The sequence below is a fragment of the Bacillus paramycoides genome, from assembly GCF_001884235.1.
GTDB lineage: Bacteria > Bacillota > Bacilli > Bacillales > Bacillaceae_G > Bacillus_A > Bacillus_A paramycoides.
In genome coordinates, this window is the sequence record NZ_MAOI01000112.1 from 48,212 (window position 1) to 67,155 (window position 18,944).

Here is an 18,944-nt window from a genome sequence, read left to right on the forward strand (position 1 = left end):
TTGTATCAGTTTTTTGTATTTTCTGCACTTATTTACCTCCTAAAATCCTTCGATTTTGTTATACGTTTTTTAACATAAATACCCATAAGAATGTTAAAGCTTGTTGTAACTCTATAGGTAGTTGGCCTAGCATTTTCTCATTTACTCCACGCTTATATACGCCGGTACCATCTACAACTTCAAATCCTTGTTCTTTCGCTAACTGTTCGAATTCCCAAGGCATCATCGTATTGCAAACAACATCTTTTCCATATAACCGAGAGTAACTGTTCTCTCTCGGCTTTGCTGTCGGTCCTAAAATTGCAATACATGCGTATCCATCTTTCTTTAAAACACGCTTTATTTCATTTAATGCTTGTAATGGTTCTTCGGTCCATTCTAAAGAATTAATTGCCATAATTGATTCAAACTGCTCATTTTCAAAAGGTAATGAAGAAAGATCTCCTTTAATAAACGATAAATTTTGACTCTCTCCGCGTTCCTTACCTTTTTGAATCATAACTTCTGATAAATCCACGCCAACTGCCTTATATCCAGAAAGACTTAGCTTATATGTACCATACCCATCACCACAACCAACATCTAACACTTGTACTTCTTTTTCCACGTACTGCTCAAAAAATGGAATGATTGTACTCCTACTCCCGCTATCCCACATTTCTTGACTATTTTGATTCCAAAACTCTGCATTGTTATCCCATTTTTTCTCTGCCGATTCATGCCAATTAAACTTCGTCATACATTCCCCTACCTTCACGTATTATCATTCATTTCATTCTACATCATTTTCCAAAATTCCTGTTTCTCTTCATAAGGAGATAAACAGAATAACAACGGAATCTAAATTCTCCAATTTTTGCTTTACTTGGGTTTAACTCATACTCATGTTCTGTTCCTTATGAAAGATACTATAGATACACCCAATTGAAAGAGAGGGATGTATATGCGAAGAAAGAGAAATCATCATTTTAAAAGTGGTGAAAAACATTTTAAAAATGGTGAAAAAAATGAAGAGTATGCAGCTGAAATATCTCCAGCTGGCATTCCAATTAGACATGAGCGCAAAGTAATTGCAAATGAAATAGAAGGTACAAATACCGGTGCAATGATCGGTTATGTCGCATTATTTCTTTCGCTATTCTCAATTGCTTTTTACCCTGTTACACTCGGCTCCCTTGCTATTTTAGTTGGTTTATTAGCTGTCAATTTTGGAGCGAGAACACTCGGATATACAGCAATTGGTTTTGGGAGCTTTTCTGTTTTATTCACTTTACTCTATCCGCTTGCTATATCAGCGTTATAAAAAAAACACACCAAGTTATACTACTTGGTGTGTTCATTCATGATACAACATGATATGACCGCATCCACAACAATGCTTCGCTGTAATTTCTTGAAAAACTGGATAATTTTCTTCATCCCTATGCTCAATAAACACCTTTTCAAATCGGTACATATTTGGCGCATATGCCCAATCTTGTTTCGTACGTGCATATAATGTTGAAGAAAAAAACTCCTCACCACCGCAAACGATACATTCCTTCTTCATCAATACCCCTCCTATGCCTGTCTTACTTCATCTATATGAACACAAGCATAAAAAAAAGACCTTCTATTACTAGAAAGTCTTCTCTGAAACAAAAAGAAATGTACCGAATAAACCTACTCCGCTGTATTCTTTCGTTAAACCAGCTTCTGTTTTATACGTTTGCTTTACAGTCATAAAGAATACACCGTTTCGTGCATTAATACTTTCAAACTGTAATTTCTCTTTCTTTCCATCTACATTTTGCGTGCATTCAAAGCTACTCTCGTCACATTTCAATGTATACTTATCCTCTAAATACAATTTGAAATCTGATTCTTTCGGACAAGTTATAAGTAATATCGCCACGAGAATAATACTTACAATACCCACAATTGTATAATATTTCTTCATTTGTTCTCCTTTCAAAAGACAAGAAAACTTGACTTCATGCGCCAAGTTTTCTTAGTCTACAACCCATTGCCACTCTTGTTCTTTCTTATCAAAAATGAGCCAACCCGTTTCTGTTGCTTCTGCTTTCAATTCATCGATATTATCTAGTACCTCATCCGTACTTTCGAATGAGCCCACTACATATACCGGAATTTCAAGGCCTCTTCTCGACTCAATTTTCCCCGCTAAATCAATGTATAACCCATCTTCCATTAACGGAACAAGCCCAAGGATAACTTCCTTGGAAATTGCTGGGAAAATCTTTGATTTTTGGAAGAAAGTAAAACGTTTCTTTCCAAACGAACCGAGTTTATATGGAATCACTTTACTTAGCATTCCTACAAAATCACCGATTCTACGGTAATACACTTTGTTGTACCAACCGTCATCATGTGAAAAATAAACAAATCTATTTTTCAATAACGGGAAGAACGTTCTTCCAAGTGGTTCTTTTTTGTGAGCCAGATAAAGCAGTTCTGCTATTTCTTTTGGCTCTAATTCATCTAAATCGCTTGCATCATCAAAATCTACCCAACAAAATTCATCAAATTCATCAATCTCTGCTTGAATGAGTTTATGTATGTTTTCTTCCTCGACATATTCAAATAAAGTATGATAATGAAAATCTGTCCACTCAAAATTATGCTTTAAAAGCAATGCTTGGTGAAGCGGTGAAGGGATGTTACTTGCAAACTCTTTAAACGTAATTCCAGATGTAATAAAACAATGACCCCGACGATTACCATTAATATATATCATATTTTTTACTTGGTCAGATCCTCCAGACAAAGCACCTAGCCACCTTCGTTTTGTATGTTTCAATTCTATAGCATATTTTAACATGAAAAATTTTAGAAACATAGAAAAAACTTCAAAAACTATTTACAATTTCATGTGTTTTATTACATACTGATTACAAGAAAAAACACCTGCTCATAAGCAGGCGTTTTTAAAGGATATCATCTGGGCTTTGAGGGTGATGATTTCCCTCTTTCTTTTCATCTTTTTGGAACATCGATTGAATTTTATCAATTGTTTGTGGAGCTAATTCAATCATTTTCTCTGCTAAATGTGTCGCATTTTGTAAATGAAGAATATTTACCCCATCTTTATTTACCACAAGAAATGCTACCGGTGTAATTGAAACACCACCCGCGCTACCGCCCCCAAATGCAGGGTTACCGTTCGCTCTTTGTCCATCATTCGTCTGGAAATCAGAACCTCCTGCTCCAAAACCGAACGCTACTTTAGAAACCGTTAACACTACACCACCGTCAGCCGTTTGAACAGGCTCTCCAACAATCGTATTAACATCGACCATTTCCTTTAAATTTTCCATTGCTGCTTTCATTAAACCTTGAATTGGATGATCCACCGTTCATAACCTCCTTTGTCATATCTTTCCTAGTTTTTCCGAAAGTTTGTGAACTAAACATAAAATTTTATATTGATTTCAAAAACTAAAAGTTATAATATTTAGAAAAATAAAAAAGAGGTTAATTCGTTATGATACGAAAATTAACAAAGAAAGACCATGAACAAGTATTCGCTTTTTAAAAAGAAGAAGTAGCTCTTAACTTATTTATCATTGAAGATATTGAAGCTTTCGGTTATGATACAGATTTTCAAGAACTATGGGGAACATTCGAAGAGAACGGAACATTAAAATCGATTTTACTCCGCTTCCATGATGCGTTTATACCGTATAGTAAAGAAGATTTTGTGGTTGCTGACTATGAGGCACTTCTTTCCGCATATAAGCCGCTTAAACTCTCTGGCCAGTCAAATATTGTAGAAAGTATGGCCTACTTCTTTTTAGGTACATCGCTCCACAGGAAGAACCAACTCCCTATAGCTACAACTAACAAGGCCACTGTTCCAGCAAACCACTTGTTCATTACTATCTCCATAATATCCATTAGTTTCCTACCTCCCCAGTGCTTGCTTTATAAGTTGTTCTCTTGTAGCTTCCTACATGAGACAACCTAAATCGTATATTCGTTCCAGTTAATTTATTTTCAACATATAGAGTTTTGTATTTCTTATTAAAGTTAGCTACAAAGTTCATTGCATCAGCACCTATGAGGACAACTCTATCGTCACCTATATAGAACTCAATAGCAGCCTGATCTAGGTTGTCGTGCCAGTTAACCCACTTCTTAAACCATCCGAACATTATAATTCCTCCTCTTAGTTCTCATAAATAGTTATTCTATTTTTTCCCAAGTTTTCCCTATCAATACCACGTAGACTTTCGTTTCATACTTTTAAATTGCTCTAACTACACTTAGCTACATTCCGCTATGTACTACTATCCCTCGAACATCAAACGATAATTCGTTGATTACTTCGCATTAATAAATACTACTACACTCCGATACACTCTGATATATTCCGCTGGTTATCAGTTTATATATCAATAGCGCGCTCGTGTAACATACACCACCTAATGCGTAGATATGGTATAAATAAAAGTAACACCTGAACGTCTAGAGCAAGTAGCCAAGACGGTAAAGAGCGTACGGTACACCTTAGAACAAATACATAACGATTTATATAATCAAACAGAACACATAGCTGCAAACTGGACAGGGGCAACTAGCCAACATTTCTATCAAATGTTTAACGAAGCAAAGCCGAAAATGTTCACTGTTTTAACGGAATTCGATAAAATAGCTGACGAACTAGAAAGAGCTGCGTAAAAATTCCGCACAGCAGATGCTGAATACGACGGCAATCTAGTTGAAGGTGAGATTGTAGCTAATGCCCCTTCTACAGAAAATAACAACACATCACCTAGTGCATCTTCTTCGAAAAAAGGGGACGATAGTTTAGGGAAAGCTGCTAGAGACCTAGCGGGCGAGCTATCGGGAGAATACGATGTACGGCGCGTTATAGAAGGTGTTGATCCCGACACTGGCGAAAAACTTTCGTGGTGGGAACGCACTGGTGCTGGTGTCATGGTTTTTGCGGGGCTTACTCCTGTTGGTAAGGGAATAAAAGTCGTTAAAGGTGCCAAAAAGGTAGCTGACGCCGTAGATACTGCGAAGAAGATAGACAAGACAGCGGAAGCAGTAAAAGCTCAAAGACAGGTACAAATAGGAATAAATAAAGCAACTAAGAAGTACATAAGGACTTCTCAAAAGAGGTAGATACAGTAGTATAACAAATAACTTTAAAGACTAATAAAACAGGGACAAAGACAAGACTTGATTTTCTAGGAGCGAATAAAGATTTAGAAGATATAAGAATAGTTGAAGCAAAAGGTTTGCCAACTGCTCCCCTTACTAAAAAACAAAAAATTGCGATTCCTGAAATTGAAGAATATGGCGCGACAGTTGTAGTTAAAGGGAAACCACCGTTTGTAGGCGGTACGGAAATACCTCCAACTAAAGTTGAAATTAGAAGAAAACAATAGATAAGAGGTGTACTTATGTCTTTATATGAATTAGAAAAAGTTGATTTTATGGGCTACAATAAAGAAGAAAAAATAGCCTATTTGGTCATTGCTGATGAATTAGACTGGACAGATGAGGAAAAACATATTGAATTACTACAAGAAAAAATCAATTTATATTTGGGCTTTATAGAAAGTGGCGAGGTTTACGAAAGGTATCCTGAATTAAAAGGGTATGGTTTTGTTATTAAGATATTCGGGAAATATCTTTTTACTGAATGGGGTAAAGAATTTTTAGAAAAGGTTGATGAGGTTCTCGTTGAAGCTGGATACGGTTTTCAATACGTGCATAAACCATTTGATGAGACTGAACAAACAGATAATATAATTGACTAGCAAAGAGCGTTTTTATGCGCTCTTTTTTATTTGCAAATACGTAACAAATATGTAGAACGCGTATAGAGGTGCTACATCGTGTTAAAGGTCTGCTGCTACTTCCTAATATGGAAATTTTTATCAAACCCATAAGCCCTTCCCCTTTTAAATATTAATATAGAATATTTCACCACAGGAAAGTTACTAGACAAAAGAATATTTTTTATACTCTTAAAACTCTGGAAACTACCTCATCCTCAAGGGAAGTAATTTTAATCAATACTAGTAAATGCACAGATAACTGATAACGAGACGGAAACAATTCCTATTATTCTTTTCCTAGATATATGTACACAAAGAAAAGAGCAACCTGTGTGGCTACTCCTCCTGAAATCACTCTTAATGGATAAAATTATCATGATGATTTTTTCTTATTGTATTAGTCTTATTTATTATTAAATTTACTAGACATCCGTTCGTAAAATTTATTAGTACCAAGTGCACATGCGCCTAAAATAAGAACACCTATAATAAAGCCAATCTTTTTAGGTAATTCATAAGGAGACATAATAGCGACTACAAGAAAAATAGCAATTGCGACATATGTAATATATTTTCCAGCCTTAAATGGTTGCATATTAATATGCTCCTCTCTTAATCCTCAAATTTAATGGTACCACCTAGTCCATAACCGTCTCCAACATATAATCCCGTTTCTTTTCCTAATTTAAAGTCATAACCAAGTGTTCCCAAACCCAATTCACCTTTTACGACTACATCTTTATCCCCTATAAAAGGAACAAATTCTGGAATATGAAAATTTTCCAACTCTGCTTCATACTTATTTGTAGTAACTTTCGCTACTGCCCCTCAATTTTTACCTCTATCATATCTTTTTTCAAAAAGTCTTATTTAACAGCATCCTAGCTATTAGGTAAATTAACCTCAGCAGAAGCACTTCACGCTTGAAAGGTGAGACTTGATTTATCTGTAATTCAGTGTATATCCTTTGTGAATAAGCAATATACTCATTGTTTCTTTTCTCCCGCTGGAAATATTTCTCTCACTTCAAAGTCATAACTACTTGCCTTTCAACAAAACCAAAATCTTCGTACATTTCTTTCGCAAAGTTTCCCGCAAATACATTCAAGCGAATTTCAGAGTATTTCTCTTGTAATTCCTTAATCCCAGCTTCCATTAGTTTTCGTGACAATCCTCTCCCACGATACTCTGGAAAAACGTATAGCTCATAAATAAACCCAAGTTTCTCGCTAGAAAAATAGTCTGTATTTTCTCCCATCAATATCCATCCAACCATCTTATTTTCTTCCCTTATAACTAAATAATATGCTCCTTTTTCTACTAAAGGCTTTGTGATTTCAATCGCTTTTTCCGTACTTAGTTGACAATTCCCTCTCGTTCCTTCGAAAAGAGATTGAGCTGCATAATGTAATATTTGTTTTGTTTCGTTTCTTCCTCATTCGCTTTTGTAATCATTCCTTTCTCCCTCCTGCCCTCTAATCATCATTGGAATACCATTTTCAAGACCGTCTGATTCAATTACAATTGCCATCAATCCTTTTTCCGTACTTGTTTCATGGAATTCTCCCTTCGACCAAAATACAGCTTGTCCAGCCTCTACCTTCACTTTTTCTTTATCTGCACTACATACAAATCCTTCTCCTTGTACAATAAGAAGCAGTTGAGATACAACTGCTTCATGATATCCGATGATTCCATTCTCTTGTAAATGCATGGCACCGATATGTATATTCCCTTGATACTTTAATATTTTTGACATTATAAAGTTAGATTGAAATGCTGATATATGCTTCCCTACTTTTTCACTGAAATCAAATATTTTCATTTCGCCCCTCCTTATATGTATAAAACCATTCTCACTGTTTGTAGCATATGCCCTTCGAAATCCTCTTCAAATTGTTCTAAAGCTGCAAAACCTTTCGCTTCATAAAAACGTTTTCCTTTTTCATTTGCTGCTTCTACATGTATGTACAGTTTACGAATCCCTTTTAATTCCGTAAGCCCTCTTTGTAATAAAGCACTTCCTATCCCTTTTCCTTGCTGCTCTGGTAACAAATAAATTGCGCCTAATTCTGCTTCATTTTGCAATCTAATGGGTGAAAAATTCGCAAAGCCAATTACTTCTCCCTCTTCTTCTGCAACAAATAAATGTGTATTTTCAAGGCGATATTTCATTTTTTCATCGGAATACGCTTCATTTAAAAAGTTGTCTTGAATCGCTCTCGGAATAATCCCTTCATATGTATCATGCCAAGCTATTTTCGCTACTGATTTTACAGCATGAATATCTTCTTGCTTCATTTCTCTAATTACATATGTCATCTTGATGTCTCCATTCTCTTTAAATTATATTCTGCTAATATACTAGAAGAAACGGCAGAACCATTTTCATAACTTACTTTAATTAATTTTAACTTCTCAATCGTAGTTGTTGTAAGATCAAACTTTTCATATATATACTCCATTACACTTATAAACTGATTTGAATTTAACCTATTTGCAATCGTGCAATGTGGAACCCATTTTCCTGGTACGTAATATGAATTTAGATTATCATGAAAAGTTTTGAAATAATTATGATAGGAATGATGAAGTCTTAACAATTCATCGGTAATGGTCGGCGCTAGAAAGATCGTTCCGTTAGTAGGAAAAGTTCCAACAGAAGGAAACGTTCCAACAGAAGGAAACGTTACAGCCGCAATGTTCTCTTGAATAGCTACAAACTCTTTTAATTTTTCAATATATAAATTAATATCTAACTCATTATAATCTGCAATAGTAATATGGGGTTCTGCTCCAGCTAGTTGATTTGTTCCAATTAAATTTGCTAATTCATTTTGCAGTTCTGTAATTTTATTAGTAAACACACTATCAAATGTAGCAATAATTGCGTACATGCTTCCTCACCCCTTAGTTACACATAACAATTCCCATTCTTCACGAATCATTCCCATTCGAATAGAATCATAGTATGTTCCGTTATAATATCGGCATTTTCGCATTCTACCTTCTAAGCTCATTCCTATTTTCTCCGCTACTTTCATCATTCGTTCATTGCCAGACCAAGTCGTAAGCCCCACCCTACCAATCTCCATATTTTCAAATAGTAAGTCCCTATATAATGTTAATGCTTCTGTACCGTAACCACCATTCCAGTATGTTGGATTATAAATAACAATTCCCATCTCCAACCAACGCGTCGGTTTATGCTCCCAATAAAATCCGACTGTCCCTATAATTTGACCGTTATTTTCTATAATTAAATTTGATAGAGGTTCTTCCTTTAAACGAGTTTGCATCTTCTCTTTATAAGACGGGTATTCTTGCATTGAAAACGGAAAATACGGCGCATCCCATTTTTTCCACTCTGGATTTTCTTCTTTAAATATGAGGCTCCATAATGTTTTTATATCTGATTCTTCAATTGTACGAATTGTAACTTTGTTCCCCTTTAATATAACGTTTTGCATAATTCCCTCCTACATCCCTCTTTATTTCATATATAATTATAATATTTTTTCTGAAAAATCAAAACAAATATCATTTATTATATTGTATAATTTTGTTATAAGATACCAATTATTCATGTAGAAAGCAGGTGATGCAGTGAATAATCGATTTAGCATCGGCCTTTTTATTACTATTATTACGACAAATATTATTCTCTACTTCTTCTTACCATCAAGCATTGTAACGAAATGGGACTTCAATGGAACTCCCACATCAACAATGGATAAAAGCACTTTTGTTATCGTAAATATAATTATATGTTCTTTTTTATTCTTTCTATTTTTAGCATTATCTAAAGCAATGAGTAATCAAAAATTTTTACTATGGACCGGTAATACAATTTTACTATTCTTATTTTTTGTTGATATTGTAATTGCCCTCATTGCTCTTGGCTTCTCACTTCCTCTTGATCATCTAATATTTTTAGCTTTAGGTTTATTATTTATATTAATAGGCTATTTCAGTTCCAAAATTGATACAACTAAATCAACAGTTTCATTGGAATGGAATCATAAACATCTTGAAAAAAGAGCTTCCAATATTTGTAGTGTTTCTATGATGATAGCAGGTATTTTTTTAGCGATTCTTCCGTTTATAGTTCCTGCTCCGTATAGAGGTTACGGAATACTAGCAATTATTTTAGGAATGACACTTGTCATTATATCGAGTATGATTTATTTACTTATAAAAGACAGCAAGCAGTCTACTAATTAAAAAAGTTAATTGAAATACGAAATCGTAAAACGATGAATAAAAAATAGGAGGTTACATCCCTCCTATTTCAGTTAAATATTTTACTTTCACTCTTATTCATTTCAAGTATTATTCCTTTCTCTATCCAACCTTCTATCCCATCTTTCTTTATTAAGTCATAGCCCGCGCAGCTACCATCAATAAGTGAAACAATATCCCCTTTTCTAACACTTATTTGCGCACAAGAAATATCAGTTTTCACTGTATATTCACCTGACTCAAGTTGCTTAATGTATTCATTTTTCACAGTGAGTAACTTATTCGTTTTCTTTTGCCTGCATATTGTGTAATCTTGCATCTTCTTCACAGGCTCAATGTAATAATACGGATATGTAACCCCGCCCTGCATTGTTGAATCTGAATTAAAATCTGCAATTACTTCATACACTGGAAAATAGTCTACATATGTATAAGAAAACGTATCACCTGTAGTTGCCCTCTGAATGATAAATGCATTTAATTGCCCCGCCTCTTTAATCGCATTTCCGCCGTCAATTGCAATAATTTTTTTCTCCTTATCAATAACTGGATTGTTAGACGGTGCTTCTTCAGAATAGTTTACAACAGGCCAATGACCAACTACTACATACTTATTTGCTCTATGTGATTGATTAAAAAATTCGGGCATTGCTATCGCATTTTTGCGCTCCGTTTCTTTCCAATCTACTCTATCTTCAAGTCCAGCATGCACAAAAATATAATCTTCTGTTTCAATCGCTGTTGGCAACTCTGTTAGCCAATTTATTTCTTTTGAAAATTGACTCATTAACACTTCCTTCACTTCTCCAATAGAAGTATCTTCATGAATAGAAAAATGCAATTTCTCTAACCATTCATTAAAAATCGAATGCTTTCTCATACATAAATAATTAATGAGACCAGGATTTTCATTAATAAGAGCATCAACTAAAACTTCACAATTCCCCTCAACAACATGCACATTTGAATTGCTCTTTACGAGATTCATGACATAGTTTACTACGCCGTTGCTATCTCTTCCTTTCTCACAAAGATCTCCATTAATAATTAAATAATCTTCATCTTTAAAGTTAACTTTATGTAGTAATTCTTTTAAAAGAGGTAATTCTCCATGAATATCAGATATTACGATTACTCTAACATCATTAGGGATTGATAGTTTCTTTATTTTTTCCAAGTATAAGCGCTCCTAACTTTTCTTTATAATTTATAGAAACAATTCAACAAAACAAATTATAAACCTTTCTAAATGAAATAGGTTCTATATATTATGTCATATAGAACCTATCCTTCTTTATAATTTTTTATGAAAAGAAAAACTCACCTTATCATACCCTTCTCTTTCATAAAAACGGTGGGCATCCAATCTAGGAAACGCTGATGTAAGAGCGATAGACTCACACCCATTTTCCATTCCCCAGTCCTCTATATAAGAAAGTAAAACATTCCCATACCCTTTTGATCGATGCGCTTTTGCTGTGACAAGGTCATATACGAAAACGTGCTTCTTATTATAAAAATTCGTACAAATCGCTACACCAGCGAGACTAACAACCTCATCCTCTTCGTTACGTAACGAAAGTAATTTATAATTTTCTTCTTTCATTTTTTGAAATAAAGAACTTGCTTCTTCTTTTGAAAGTTTCGTTCGTAATTGCTGTAAAACGGGTAATACATCGTGTAACTCAGCTTCTGTTACTATTTCACTAATATTCATTATGACTCTCCCCTAACTATTTATAAAATTTTCTAAATGTTATATCATCATTATAGGAAGCAACTGCCCCTTGCTTAAGTGACAGTTCGATTCTTTTTTATAAGGCCAGTATGTAAAGGAGAATTCATAAAATGGATTTTATCATCCCATTACAATTAAAAAGCAAAACACCAATTTACTTACAAATTTACAAATATATAAAACGAGAAATCTCTCAAGGAACGCTTCCTGCCGGCAAACGACTTCCCTCTCATAGAAATTTAGCATTACAACTTAATGTTAGCCGTATTACTGTTGAATCTGCTTATCAACAATTAATTGCTGAAGGATATGTAGAAAGTAAACCGAAACGAGGTATTTTTGTTGCCGAAGTTGATATTAATATCATGTCAAAAAGTGAACAAATTGAGGCATACAAAACTAACAATAATATAGAAGAACAATATGACTATGATTGTAGCCAAGGGCTTATTGATCAAAAAGCTTTTCCGATCACAAACTGGAAAAGGGCCTTACAAGAAACCTTATTACAGTACGAAGATGACTTATTTGCTAAAGAAGACCCTCAAGGTGAATTCGTTCTTCGAGAGCATATTTCAAAATATTTATATCATGCCCGCGGGGTACATTCTTCACCTGATCAAATTATTATCGGAGCCGGTACGCAACCTCTTCTTTGGCTACTACTTCAACTGCTCGGCTCTAAAAAAGAATATGGTATCGAAAATCCTGGATTCCACCGTATAACTGCTATGATTCAAAGCTCTGACCTTCCTATTCACCCTATTCCTTTAGATGATAAAGGGATTCATATTTCAGCTTTACGTGAATCGGGTTCCAATGTAGCATACGTCACTCCATCTCACCAATTTCCACTTGGAATAATCATGCCGTTATCTAGAAGACTCGAATTATTAAGATGGGCCAATGATTGCAAAGGATATATTATTGAAGATGATTATGATGGAGAATTCCGCTATGTAGGAAAACCTATTCCCTCTTTACAAGGGCTAGATTCAAATAAACGTGTTATTTATATGGGGACTTTCTCAAAATCTTTTTTACCTTCTTTACGAATGGGATATATCGTTTTACCCCCTCATCTTTTAAAAATCTATCATGAACTCGGAGGTAAGTTTAAACAAACTGTTTCCACAATGCAGCAACTTGCTTTTGCAACCTTTATTCAAAATGGTGATTGGGAGCGTCATTTAAACCGTAGTCGTACGTTATATAAAAGAAAGCACACATTACTAGTTAAATCTGTCACAAATGAAATGGGATCTCGTGTTCAAATACTTGGCCAACAGTCCGGACTGCATATCGTACTTCATGTTCATAATGGTATGAACGAACAAGAACTTATTCATGCTGCTGCAAAACAACGAATCAAATTGTACCCACTCTCTACATATGATTCTGTACATAATTTAAGAGAGGCATCATATGTACTACTCGGTTTCGGCAGCATTCCCGAAGATAGTATCGAAACTGTAGTCAAATTACTCAAAGAATCCTGGTTCCCTAATTAAAAATAACTCCACATAAGTTATACTTATGTGGAGTTATTTTACACACTATTTTTCTGATACGTCTCCTGATCGGGCTGTCCTTCCTGGACGCTTTACACCAGTTGTTTCTGTTGAATAAGAAGCTTCAATTATAGCACTTGGATCTACAGAGAGAACGAGATCTTTCATTTTTGGATAAATGAAACGGTTTGTAATACAATAAATGATTCTCTGATGCTCACCTAAAAAACCACCTTCTCCATGTAGATACGTAACAGACAGTTGCAATTCTTTCATAAGCAGTTCGCCAATTTCTTTATTTTTATTCGAAATAATCATGACGCTCTTTCCTTGATTAATACCGTCTAATATGAAATCTATCATTTTCGTAACAATATAGAAAATTGCTAATGAGAACATCGCTTGCTCAATTGAAAATAAAATAGCAACAAATACAAAAATAACTGCATTTACAGCAAGTAAAAATGTACTAATTGGTACTTTAAAATGCTTATTCATCCAAACAGCTAACATTTCTGATCCGTCAATTGCTCCGCCCATTTTTACAACGATCCCAACACCAACTCCAAATAGAACTCCTCCGTAAAGTACAATTAATAATTCCGAAGTTGTAATTGCTGGAAATGGTTTTAAATAAATCAATCCGAGTGTTGTAACAACATTTGCATAAGACGTACGGATAAAGAACTTCTTTCCCATTACTTTTGCAGTAAATAATAAAATAGGAATATTAAGTCCTAAAAACACTCCGTAAAGCGGTAATCCTGCAACCTTATTTGCCATAATAGCAATCGCAGTTACCCCTCCGTCCACTAGTCCATTAGGCGCTAAAATAAGTTCTAGTGAACCAGCTACAATAATAGATCCAATTGTTAATAATACGTATTCGAATACTTTTTTCATTCATTACCCCCAAAACATATATATTTTCTTAGTATTATTTTAACGTAATTTTTCTGTAAATACAAAGAAATCGGCTTATATACACATATTTTTCACCTTTTTGGTAATTCTTATGTAGCATTGCTAGCTTTCATTCAGAAATAATTACAATCCTAAATCCCCCTCATACTTACATTATGTTATATAATTAGTTTATCGAATTTACAGAATAAAAGGAGAATTCGCATGTTACAACAACTATTCACTTCCCCCATCCTATCCGCCCAAGCACTACATCCAGGCTATGACGACCATGCAAGCGATGTGTTTCTCGTAAAAACAGAGACTGAAGAAGTCATTGTTCGCTCTTCAAAAATGACTGAGGAACCAAACGATGATTTTTGGTGGGGATGCCAAAACCTATTTGGAATTGATCCAAGAAATGTACATCATTTAGAAACGATACACACATTATTGAAAAAAGCATACTACCTTACCCATCCCGACTATTTTACAAAAACATGTTTTAGATGGACGAGAGTATGTTATCGCCGAAAAACTAGCAGGAAGTACGCTGCAATTATTTATCGGACAACCTGATTCTATTTTATTCAGCCTTGGAAAAGGACTAGCAGAGATTCATTCATTTAAAGCTAATTTCATAGGAAACCCTTCTGGTACTTTCCAAGTGCCACTTAAAAAATTTAAGTCTCACATTTTAAAAGTAAGTAGCGACCTTGTGAATATGTTTTATTCCGATAATATGAGCATACATAACACATTTCATACTTTTGAATCACAGCTCTCTTCCTTATCCATACCAAAGGAATCTACACTCGTTTTAATTGATATGGATCCTACTCAGTTTTTATCAAATGGTCAATCCATTACTGGTTTAGTAGATACAGAAGCTTATGCAATTGCTCCACGAGAGTTCGATTTTATCGGATTAGAATATGTACTTACAGAAAAAGAGGCACGTGCTTTTAAACAAGGTTATGAGACCATTATATCCATTCCTCGTCTTGAAGAATGTAGACAACCCTATCGATATTTATATCGCTTATTATCTGTTCAAGGGAGTGTGGAGTTAGAAAAGTGGTTACGTCATCCATCCTATTTTTAAAAACGATTGCGAGGGATTATGAAATGAATATTGAAAAAAAGAAATCTTTAACAGCAAACGAAATTCAGCATATGAAAGATTTAGCTCATATTTGCGGACAACACGATCAAATTGATTATTCGTCAGATTTACATGTAAACTTTTTAACTGCTCGTAATAAAGACGAGATAAATGATTTTCTATTTTATAATAATACTCAATTAATTGGTGCATTAAGTATGTATGACTTTGAAAGACCAACTAAACTGGAGTTAATAGGATTTGTTCATCCAAACTATAGAAAACAACATATAGGCACTACCCTTTTACAAACTGCAATGAAAGAAATACAAAAAAGAGAAGCAGATGAAGCCCTTCTTATAATTAATGGTGACTCTATTTCAGGGAAATCATTTGCAAAACAAATGAACTTGCCTTATTTATATAGTGAGTACGGTATGGAATTCAAAACAAACGAAACACAAAAAACACTGAAAAATAATATTAACCTTACCGTTGCACCTTCTGAATTACTTCCTGATCTTATAGAAATCGCTAGTAAAGCTTTTGGAGATTCAGTAGAAAATACGTCCACATGGCTACAAAAGATGATGACTTCATCTTCTCATCAAATTTACCGTGCTCTTATCGATGAAAAAGTGATAGGAACGATTACTGTTACTGAGCAAAAACACTCTACTACACTATCAGGATTTGCTGTGCATCCATCTTATCAAGGTAAAGGATATGGCAAAGAAATCCTCAGCTATATGGTGCATACCCTCATTACAAAAGGAGTTTCAACAATTGAATTAGAAGTTGAAACAAAAAATAACAATGCTTTAAAACTTTATACACAATGTGGATTTGAGATTATGACGAAGTATGATTATTATGGATTGTTGGAAAAGAAGTGACTTTTCTTTCGAGGAAGCTTGTTACTCTAAAGAAGAAATAATTTCTTCTCTAAAATCTGCAGGATTTAACAATATACAATTACACGGTACAAATAGAACATTTTTCATTTGTCAAAAATAAAAAAACTGAATCATATCGATTCAGTTTTTTTGTATTATTTTTTTCTTAATATATTTACAACAGTAGTCGTTTCATTCTTTTCTTTATATACACGCGGAATTCTTCTATCTAACATACATGTAACTTCATAGTTAATAGTACCTAATATATCAGCTATTTCTTCTACTGCAATCTCTTCTTCACCTTGTTTGCCGTAGAATACAACTTCGTCTCCTACTTGTACTGGCATCGCTTTTGTAACATCTAGCATAAGCTGATCCATACAAACACGACCAATAACAGGCACTCGAACTCCATTAATTAACGCCTGCCCTTTATTAGATAACTGACGATTATAACCATCTGCATAGCCAATAGGTACAGTCGCAATCCATTCTTCACCCGTTGTTACATACGTATTCCCATAGCTAACACCACGATTTTTCTTCGCATGTTTAACATGAGCTACTTTTGATTTTAAAGACAACGCTGGCTGTAATGAAACAACTGTATAATCAACTTCTCTTGAAGGATACATGCCGTAAACTCCAATACCGACACGAACCATATTTTGAAATGTGTTACTAAGCTCAATTGATCCTGCACTGTTTGAACTATGAATATATGGAAAATGAATCCCTAATTCTTCCGCTGTATGTACAGCTTTCTCAAACAAACTTGTTTGCATATTTGTATAAGTTTTATCTATTTCATCAGCGGTAGAGTAATGTGTAAACATTCCTACTACTTCTACATATCGCATACGTTTTAACTCTTCAAAAAATGGTTTAACTTCTTCTTCCTGTAAACCAATACGGCTCATTCCTGTATCAATTTTCACATGAATACGCACTTTCTTTTGAAGACGATTTGCAATTTCATTTATACCATGTAAATCTTCTACTCTATAAACAGTCATCATAACGTCATATTGAATTACATCTTCTGCAGCCACTACTGGTGTATAGCCTAAAATTAAAATCGGTACAGTGATTCCAGCTTCTCTTAATTCAATTGCTTCATCTACAAATGCAACAGCAAGTTGGTTTATTCCTGCTTCAATAGCAGCTTTCGCAACTTCAACTGCCCCATGGCCATACCCATTCGCTTTTACAGCAGCCATCATCGCAATATTTTCATCGTTTACATGTTTTTTAAATTCTTTTACATTATGTTTTACAGCATTTAAGTCAACTTCAACAATTGTATCTCTTCCATATTTCAAACTCATTGGTCTAACTCCTAACTCAATAATTGCATTCCATTCTATTTCACGTTTCATATGACCTTTTACAATATAATACTTTTCACTATGCTAGTCAAACTACTAGAATTTTCCGAATTTTGAGTATGATATAATACCCTTAAGAAACTATTATATACGGAGGCGAGGAAAATTACAATGTTTGTCCAATCCGCGTTGCATCAACTTAAAGTTGCTGTTGATAGTTTTATTCATATGCTCAACCAATATAATGATAACAATTTGCAAATAACACCGATTCAATCAAAGCGTTCACTATTTGAAATGTGTACACATCTTTCACTTATTTGTCATGCTGATTCTCTCATCTTAAATGGTATTAAGGAAAAAGAGCTACATACTTTTTATAAAGAGCATACACCTAAAACAATTACTCAAATGCAGCAAACATTGATACAAGGGTACAATCTTCTTTCTAAAACTTTTCTATCCTATTCCAATGAAGAATTAGCGGAAGTTATGACCGCCTATTGGGGTATTTCTTATTCTCGATTTGAATGGTTACTTGAAATTATTGCACACTTTTATCATCACCGTGGGCAAATTTACATTTTATTATGTGAGCATATTCATGATCCTAAGATATCTTTATTCGAATAAAGATATCTTTTTAAATAATCTTAAACTCCTTCAAAGCAAAAGCAATACCACCTTCACTTGATTTTTTTGTAATAAAATCCGCTCTTTTCTTTAACTCTTCCCCACCATTCCCCATCGCAATTCCTAATCCTACATATTGTAACATCTCAACATCATTTCCACCGTCACCAAAAGCAATTGCTTCTGATTTACAAATTTTCAGATGTTCCAATACCTTTTGAATTGCAGTTAGCTTCGATACTTTACTATCTTCCAATACATTCATAACGTAACCATGAAAACGTTCAAACGTAAGCGTTGGATATCTTTTTAAAAATTTTTGGGCTTCTGTTTCATCAACATACAGACATACACAATAAACCTCTTCTAACAAGTTTCTGACTTTGTCAGGATACTGTTCTAAATTTAACGTTTCGTTTAGTGCTCGTATTACACGTTCATCTTTCGAGGCAATACCATTCATTGCAAATTCCTCTGTAAAATAAGAAACACTGTGACCATGTAATTCAGCGAAATTTGAAATATCATGAACAATTTCACTAGAAAGTACCGTTTTATGTATAACCTCTTCATCACACTTTATATGTGCGCCATTTGCAGAAATAAACGTATTTACGCCTAGTTCTTTAAATTGTGAGCATAAACTATATGGTCTCCCAGTTGTAACAACTACGTGAATACCTTTATCTATCAATCTTTGTATTGCTTCTTTTGTGCTTTCATGCATACTTCTATCAATCTCACTTAACAACGTACCGTCCACATCAAAAAATACAACTTTGTACATAGCCCC

The 18,944-nt window shown here is 34.2% G+C and carries 23 protein-coding genes and 6 pseudogenes; 11 read left to right on the top strand and 18 right to left on the bottom strand.

Features of this window, described 5'->3' with window-relative positions; translation table 11 throughout:
* Positions 1 to 58: 58 nt before the first annotated feature.
* The gene (locus BAU28_RS23870; RefSeq protein WP_071720264.1) at positions 59 to 739 is read right to left on the bottom strand and encodes a class I SAM-dependent methyltransferase; all 681 of its coding nucleotides are present in this window, start codon (positions 737 to 739) and stop codon (positions 59 to 61) included.
* 204 nt (positions 740 to 943) lie between these two features.
* Between BAU28_RS23870 and BAU28_RS23875 the strand changes: the two genes are divergently transcribed.
* Positions 944 to 1,303: a permease gene (locus tag BAU28_RS23875; protein ID WP_048372554.1), complete on the top strand. Its 360-nt coding sequence runs from the start codon at positions 944 to 946 to the stop codon at positions 1,301 to 1,303.
* Positions 1,304 to 1,336: 33 nt separating this feature from the next.
* On the opposite strand, the gene BAU28_RS23880 is transcribed toward BAU28_RS23875, so the two are convergent.
* The 4 genes from BAU28_RS23880 to ytfJ all read right to left on the bottom strand — a co-directional run bounded on the left by BAU28_RS23880 (position 1,337) and on the right by ytfJ (position 3,353).
* Entirely contained in the window at positions 1,337 to 1,549 is a 213-nt protein-coding gene (locus BAU28_RS23880; protein ID WP_000711202.1) for a hypothetical protein, read from the bottom strand.
* 69 nt (positions 1,550 to 1,618) lie between these two features.
* Positions 1,619 to 1,939, bottom strand: a complete 321-nt coding sequence (locus BAU28_RS23885; RefSeq protein ID WP_002171596.1) for a hypothetical protein — start codon at positions 1,937 to 1,939, stop codon at positions 1,619 to 1,621.
* Between the two features lie 51 nt (positions 1,940 to 1,990).
* Positions 1,991 to 2,767 (bottom strand): hypothetical protein, encoded by a 777-nt coding sequence (locus tag BAU28_RS23890; RefSeq protein ID WP_002171595.1) that lies wholly within the window; start codon positions 2,765 to 2,767, stop codon positions 1,991 to 1,993.
* Positions 2,768 to 2,927: 160 nt separating this feature from the next.
* Positions 2,928 to 3,353 (bottom strand): GerW family sporulation protein, encoded by a 426-nt coding sequence (ytfJ, locus tag BAU28_RS23895; RefSeq protein ID WP_002171594.1) that lies wholly within the window; start codon positions 3,351 to 3,353, stop codon positions 2,928 to 2,930.
* A 131-nt stretch (positions 3,354 to 3,484) separates the two neighbouring features.
* Between ytfJ and BAU28_RS31135 the strand changes: the two are divergent.
* Positions 3,485 to 3,775 (top strand): annotated as a pseudogene (locus tag BAU28_RS31135) (GCN5 family acetyltransferase); the annotation flags it as partial.
* Between the two features lie 121 nt (positions 3,776 to 3,896).
* Here the strand turns inward: BAU28_RS31135 and BAU28_RS23905 are convergent.
* Positions 3,897 to 4,154, bottom strand: coding sequence for a hypothetical protein (locus tag BAU28_RS23905; protein ID WP_025149882.1), 258 nt, complete (start codon positions 4,152 to 4,154; stop codon positions 3,897 to 3,899).
* A 292-nt stretch (positions 4,155 to 4,446) separates the two neighbouring features.
* Between BAU28_RS23905 and BAU28_RS23910 the strand changes: the two are divergent.
* From BAU28_RS23910 to BAU28_RS23915, 3 genes and pseudogenes are all read left to right on the top strand, one after another.
* A pseudogene (locus tag BAU28_RS23910) lies at positions 4,447 to 5,026 on the top strand (WXG100 family type VII secretion target); the annotation flags it as partial.
* A 220-nt stretch (positions 5,027 to 5,246) separates the two neighbouring features.
* Positions 5,247 to 5,396 carry a hypothetical protein gene (locus BAU28_RS31140; RefSeq protein WP_244158185.1) on the top strand — a complete coding sequence of 50 codons (150 nt, stop codon included), beginning with the start codon at positions 5,247 to 5,249 and terminating at the stop codon, positions 5,394 to 5,396.
* 15 nt (positions 5,397 to 5,411) lie between these two features.
* Positions 5,412 to 5,771 (top strand): DUF6572 domain-containing protein, encoded by a 360-nt coding sequence (locus BAU28_RS23915; RefSeq protein WP_071720266.1) that lies wholly within the window; start codon positions 5,412 to 5,414, stop codon positions 5,769 to 5,771.
* Positions 5,772 to 6,195: 424 nt separating this feature from the next.
* Here BAU28_RS23915 and BAU28_RS23920 read toward each other — a convergent pair whose 3' ends face one another.
* The 7 genes and pseudogenes from BAU28_RS23920 to BAU28_RS23945 all read right to left on the bottom strand — a co-directional run bounded on the left by BAU28_RS23920 (position 6,196) and on the right by BAU28_RS23945 (position 9,262).
* A complete protein-coding gene (locus tag BAU28_RS23920) occupies positions 6,196 to 6,387 on the bottom strand; it encodes a hypothetical protein (RefSeq protein ID WP_071720268.1) in 192 nt (63 codons plus the stop codon).
* A gap of 17 nt (positions 6,388 to 6,404) precedes the next feature.
* Positions 6,405 to 6,611 (bottom strand): annotated as a pseudogene (locus BAU28_RS31145) (WXG100 family type VII secretion target); the annotation flags it as partial.
* A 202-nt stretch (positions 6,612 to 6,813) separates the two neighbouring features.
* Positions 6,814 to 7,247 (bottom strand): annotated as a pseudogene (locus BAU28_RS23925) (N-acetyltransferase family protein).
* Positions 7,228 to 7,617 (bottom strand): cupin, encoded by a 390-nt coding sequence (locus BAU28_RS23930; RefSeq protein ID WP_071720270.1) that lies wholly within the window; start codon positions 7,615 to 7,617, stop codon positions 7,228 to 7,230. Before BAU28_RS23930 ends, BAU28_RS23925 begins: the two are co-directional and overlap by 20 nt.
* 11 nt (positions 7,618 to 7,628) lie before the next feature.
* Positions 7,629 to 8,114, bottom strand: a complete 486-nt coding sequence (locus tag BAU28_RS23935) for a GNAT family N-acetyltransferase (protein ID WP_071720272.1) — start codon at positions 8,112 to 8,114, stop codon at positions 7,629 to 7,631.
* Positions 8,111 to 8,689 (bottom strand): 2'-5' RNA ligase family protein, encoded by a 579-nt coding sequence (locus BAU28_RS23940; RefSeq protein ID WP_071720274.1) that lies wholly within the window; start codon positions 8,687 to 8,689, stop codon positions 8,111 to 8,113. The genes BAU28_RS23935 and BAU28_RS23940 overlap by 4 nt, the downstream gene beginning before the upstream one ends.
* Positions 8,690 to 8,695: 6 nt before the next feature.
* A complete protein-coding gene (locus BAU28_RS23945) occupies positions 8,696 to 9,262 on the bottom strand; it encodes a GNAT family N-acetyltransferase (protein ID WP_025149896.1) in 567 nt (188 codons plus the stop codon).
* 136 nt (positions 9,263 to 9,398) lie between these two features.
* Here BAU28_RS23945 and BAU28_RS23950 point away from each other — a divergent pair, with 136 nt between their 5' ends.
* On the top strand, positions 9,399 to 10,016 hold the full coding sequence (locus BAU28_RS23950) for a DUF1648 domain-containing protein (RefSeq protein ID WP_025149897.1): 618 nt from the start codon (positions 9,399 to 9,401) through the stop codon (positions 10,014 to 10,016).
* Positions 10,017 to 10,083: 67 nt separating this feature from the next.
* Here BAU28_RS23950 and BAU28_RS23955 read toward each other — a convergent pair whose 3' ends face one another.
* Positions 10,084 to 11,211 (bottom strand): metallophosphoesterase, encoded by a 1,128-nt coding sequence (locus BAU28_RS23955; RefSeq protein ID WP_071720276.1) that lies wholly within the window; start codon positions 11,209 to 11,211, stop codon positions 10,084 to 10,086.
* A 117-nt stretch (positions 11,212 to 11,328) separates the two neighbouring features.
* Positions 11,329 to 11,751, bottom strand: coding sequence for a GNAT family N-acetyltransferase (locus tag BAU28_RS23960; protein WP_071720278.1), 423 nt, complete (start codon positions 11,749 to 11,751; stop codon positions 11,329 to 11,331).
* A 131-nt stretch (positions 11,752 to 11,882) separates the two neighbouring features.
* Here BAU28_RS23960 and pdxR point away from each other — a divergent pair, with 131 nt between their 5' ends.
* Complete coding sequence (pdxR, locus tag BAU28_RS23965) at positions 11,883 to 13,283, top strand: MocR-like pyridoxine biosynthesis transcription factor PdxR (RefSeq protein ID WP_071720280.1); 1,401 nt, start codon at positions 11,883 to 11,885, stop codon at positions 13,281 to 13,283.
* Positions 13,284 to 13,328: 45 nt separating this feature from the next.
* Here the strand turns inward: pdxR and BAU28_RS23970 are convergent, their stop codons facing one another.
* The gene (locus tag BAU28_RS23970; protein ID WP_071720282.1) at positions 13,329 to 14,186 is read right to left on the bottom strand and encodes a YitT family protein; all 858 of its coding nucleotides are present in this window, start codon (positions 14,184 to 14,186) and stop codon (positions 13,329 to 13,331) included.
* A gap of 225 nt (positions 14,187 to 14,411) precedes the next feature.
* Between BAU28_RS23970 and BAU28_RS23980 the strand changes: the two are divergent.
* From BAU28_RS23980 to BAU28_RS23990, 3 genes and pseudogenes are all read left to right on the top strand, one after another.
* Positions 14,412 to 15,291 (top strand): annotated as a pseudogene (locus tag BAU28_RS23980) (protein kinase family protein).
* Positions 15,292 to 15,314: 23 nt separating this feature from the next.
* Positions 15,315 to 16,187, top strand: coding sequence for a GNAT family N-acetyltransferase (locus BAU28_RS23985; protein ID WP_071720407.1), 873 nt, complete (start codon positions 15,315 to 15,317; stop codon positions 16,185 to 16,187).
* Positions 16,174 to 16,308: pseudogene (locus BAU28_RS23990) on the top strand (class I SAM-dependent methyltransferase); the annotation flags it as partial. The gene BAU28_RS23985 and the pseudogene BAU28_RS23990, both read left to right, overlap by 14 nt.
* A 34-nt stretch (positions 16,309 to 16,342) precedes the next feature.
* Here the strand turns inward: BAU28_RS23990 and alr are convergent.
* Positions 16,343 to 17,518, bottom strand: a complete 1,176-nt coding sequence (gene alr / locus BAU28_RS23995; RefSeq protein WP_071720409.1) for an alanine racemase — start codon at positions 17,516 to 17,518, stop codon at positions 16,343 to 16,345.
* A gap of 171 nt (positions 17,519 to 17,689) precedes the next feature.
* Between alr and BAU28_RS24000 the strand changes: the two genes are divergently transcribed.
* Positions 17,690 to 18,151: a DinB family protein gene (locus BAU28_RS24000; RefSeq protein ID WP_071720287.1), complete on the top strand. Its 462-nt coding sequence runs from the start codon at positions 17,690 to 17,692 to the stop codon at positions 18,149 to 18,151.
* 10 nt (positions 18,152 to 18,161) lie between these two features.
* Here BAU28_RS24000 and BAU28_RS24005 read toward each other — a convergent pair whose 3' ends face one another.
* Complete coding sequence (locus BAU28_RS24005; RefSeq protein ID WP_071720288.1) at positions 18,162 to 18,938, bottom strand: Cof-type HAD-IIB family hydrolase; 777 nt, start codon at positions 18,936 to 18,938, stop codon at positions 18,162 to 18,164.
* Between the last annotated feature and the right edge of the window lie 6 nt (positions 18,939 to 18,944).

Excerpts from the sequence above, each read along its gene's own strand:
- BAU28_RS23920 (WP_071720268.1), bottom strand. The coding sequence starts at position 6,387 with ATGCAACCATTTAAGGCTGGAAAATATATTACATATGTCGCAATTGCT.
- BAU28_RS23875 (WP_048372554.1), top strand. The coding sequence starts at position 944 with ATGCGAAGAAAGAGAAATCATCATTTTAAAAGTGGTGAAAAACATTTT.
- BAU28_RS23960 (WP_071720278.1), bottom strand. The coding sequence starts at position 11,751 with ATGAATATTAGTGAAATAGTAACAGAAGCTGAGTTACACGATGTATTA.
- BAU28_RS23905 (WP_025149882.1), bottom strand. The coding sequence starts at position 4,154 with ATGTTCGGATGGTTTAAGAAGTGGGTTAACTGGCACGACAACCTAGAT.
- BAU28_RS23930 (WP_071720270.1), bottom strand. The coding sequence starts at position 7,617 with ATGAAAATATTTGATTTCAGTGAAAAAGTAGGGAAGCATATATCAGCA.
- BAU28_RS23885 (WP_002171596.1), bottom strand. The coding sequence starts at position 1,939 with ATGAAGAAATATTATACAATTGTGGGTATTGTAAGTATTATTCTCGTG.
- BAU28_RS23945 (WP_025149896.1), bottom strand. The coding sequence starts at position 9,262 with ATGCAAAACGTTATATTAAAGGGGAACAAAGTTACAATTCGTACAATT.
- BAU28_RS23940 (WP_071720274.1), bottom strand. The coding sequence starts at position 8,689 with ATGTACGCAATTATTGCTACATTTGATAGTGTGTTTACTAATAAAATT.
- BAU28_RS23985 (WP_071720407.1), top strand. The coding sequence starts at position 15,315 with ATGAATATTGAAAAAAAGAAATCTTTAACAGCAAACGAAATTCAGCAT.
- alr (WP_071720409.1), bottom strand. The coding sequence starts at position 17,518 with ATGAGTTTGAAATATGGAAGAGATACAATTGTTGAAGTTGACTTAAAT.
- BAU28_RS23870 (WP_071720264.1), bottom strand. The coding sequence starts at position 739 with ATGACGAAGTTTAATTGGCATGAATCGGCAGAGAAAAAATGGGATAAC.
- BAU28_RS23915 (WP_071720266.1), top strand. The coding sequence starts at position 5,412 with ATGTCTTTATATGAATTAGAAAAAGTTGATTTTATGGGCTACAATAAA.
- BAU28_RS23970 (WP_071720282.1), bottom strand. The coding sequence starts at position 14,186 with ATGAAAAAAGTATTCGAATACGTATTATTAACAATTGGATCTATTATT.
- BAU28_RS23880 (WP_000711202.1), bottom strand. The coding sequence starts at position 1,549 with ATGAAGAAGGAATGTATCGTTTGCGGTGGTGAGGAGTTTTTTTCTTCA.
- BAU28_RS23935 (WP_071720272.1), bottom strand. The coding sequence starts at position 8,114 with ATGACATATGTAATTAGAGAAATGAAGCAAGAAGATATTCATGCTGTA.
- BAU28_RS24000 (WP_071720287.1), top strand. The coding sequence starts at position 17,690 with ATGTTTGTCCAATCCGCGTTGCATCAACTTAAAGTTGCTGTTGATAGT.
- BAU28_RS24005 (WP_071720288.1), bottom strand. The coding sequence starts at position 18,938 with ATGTACAAAGTTGTATTTTTTGATGTGGACGGTACGTTGTTAAGTGAG.
- pdxR (WP_071720280.1), top strand. The coding sequence starts at position 11,883 with ATGGATTTTATCATCCCATTACAATTAAAAAGCAAAACACCAATTTAC.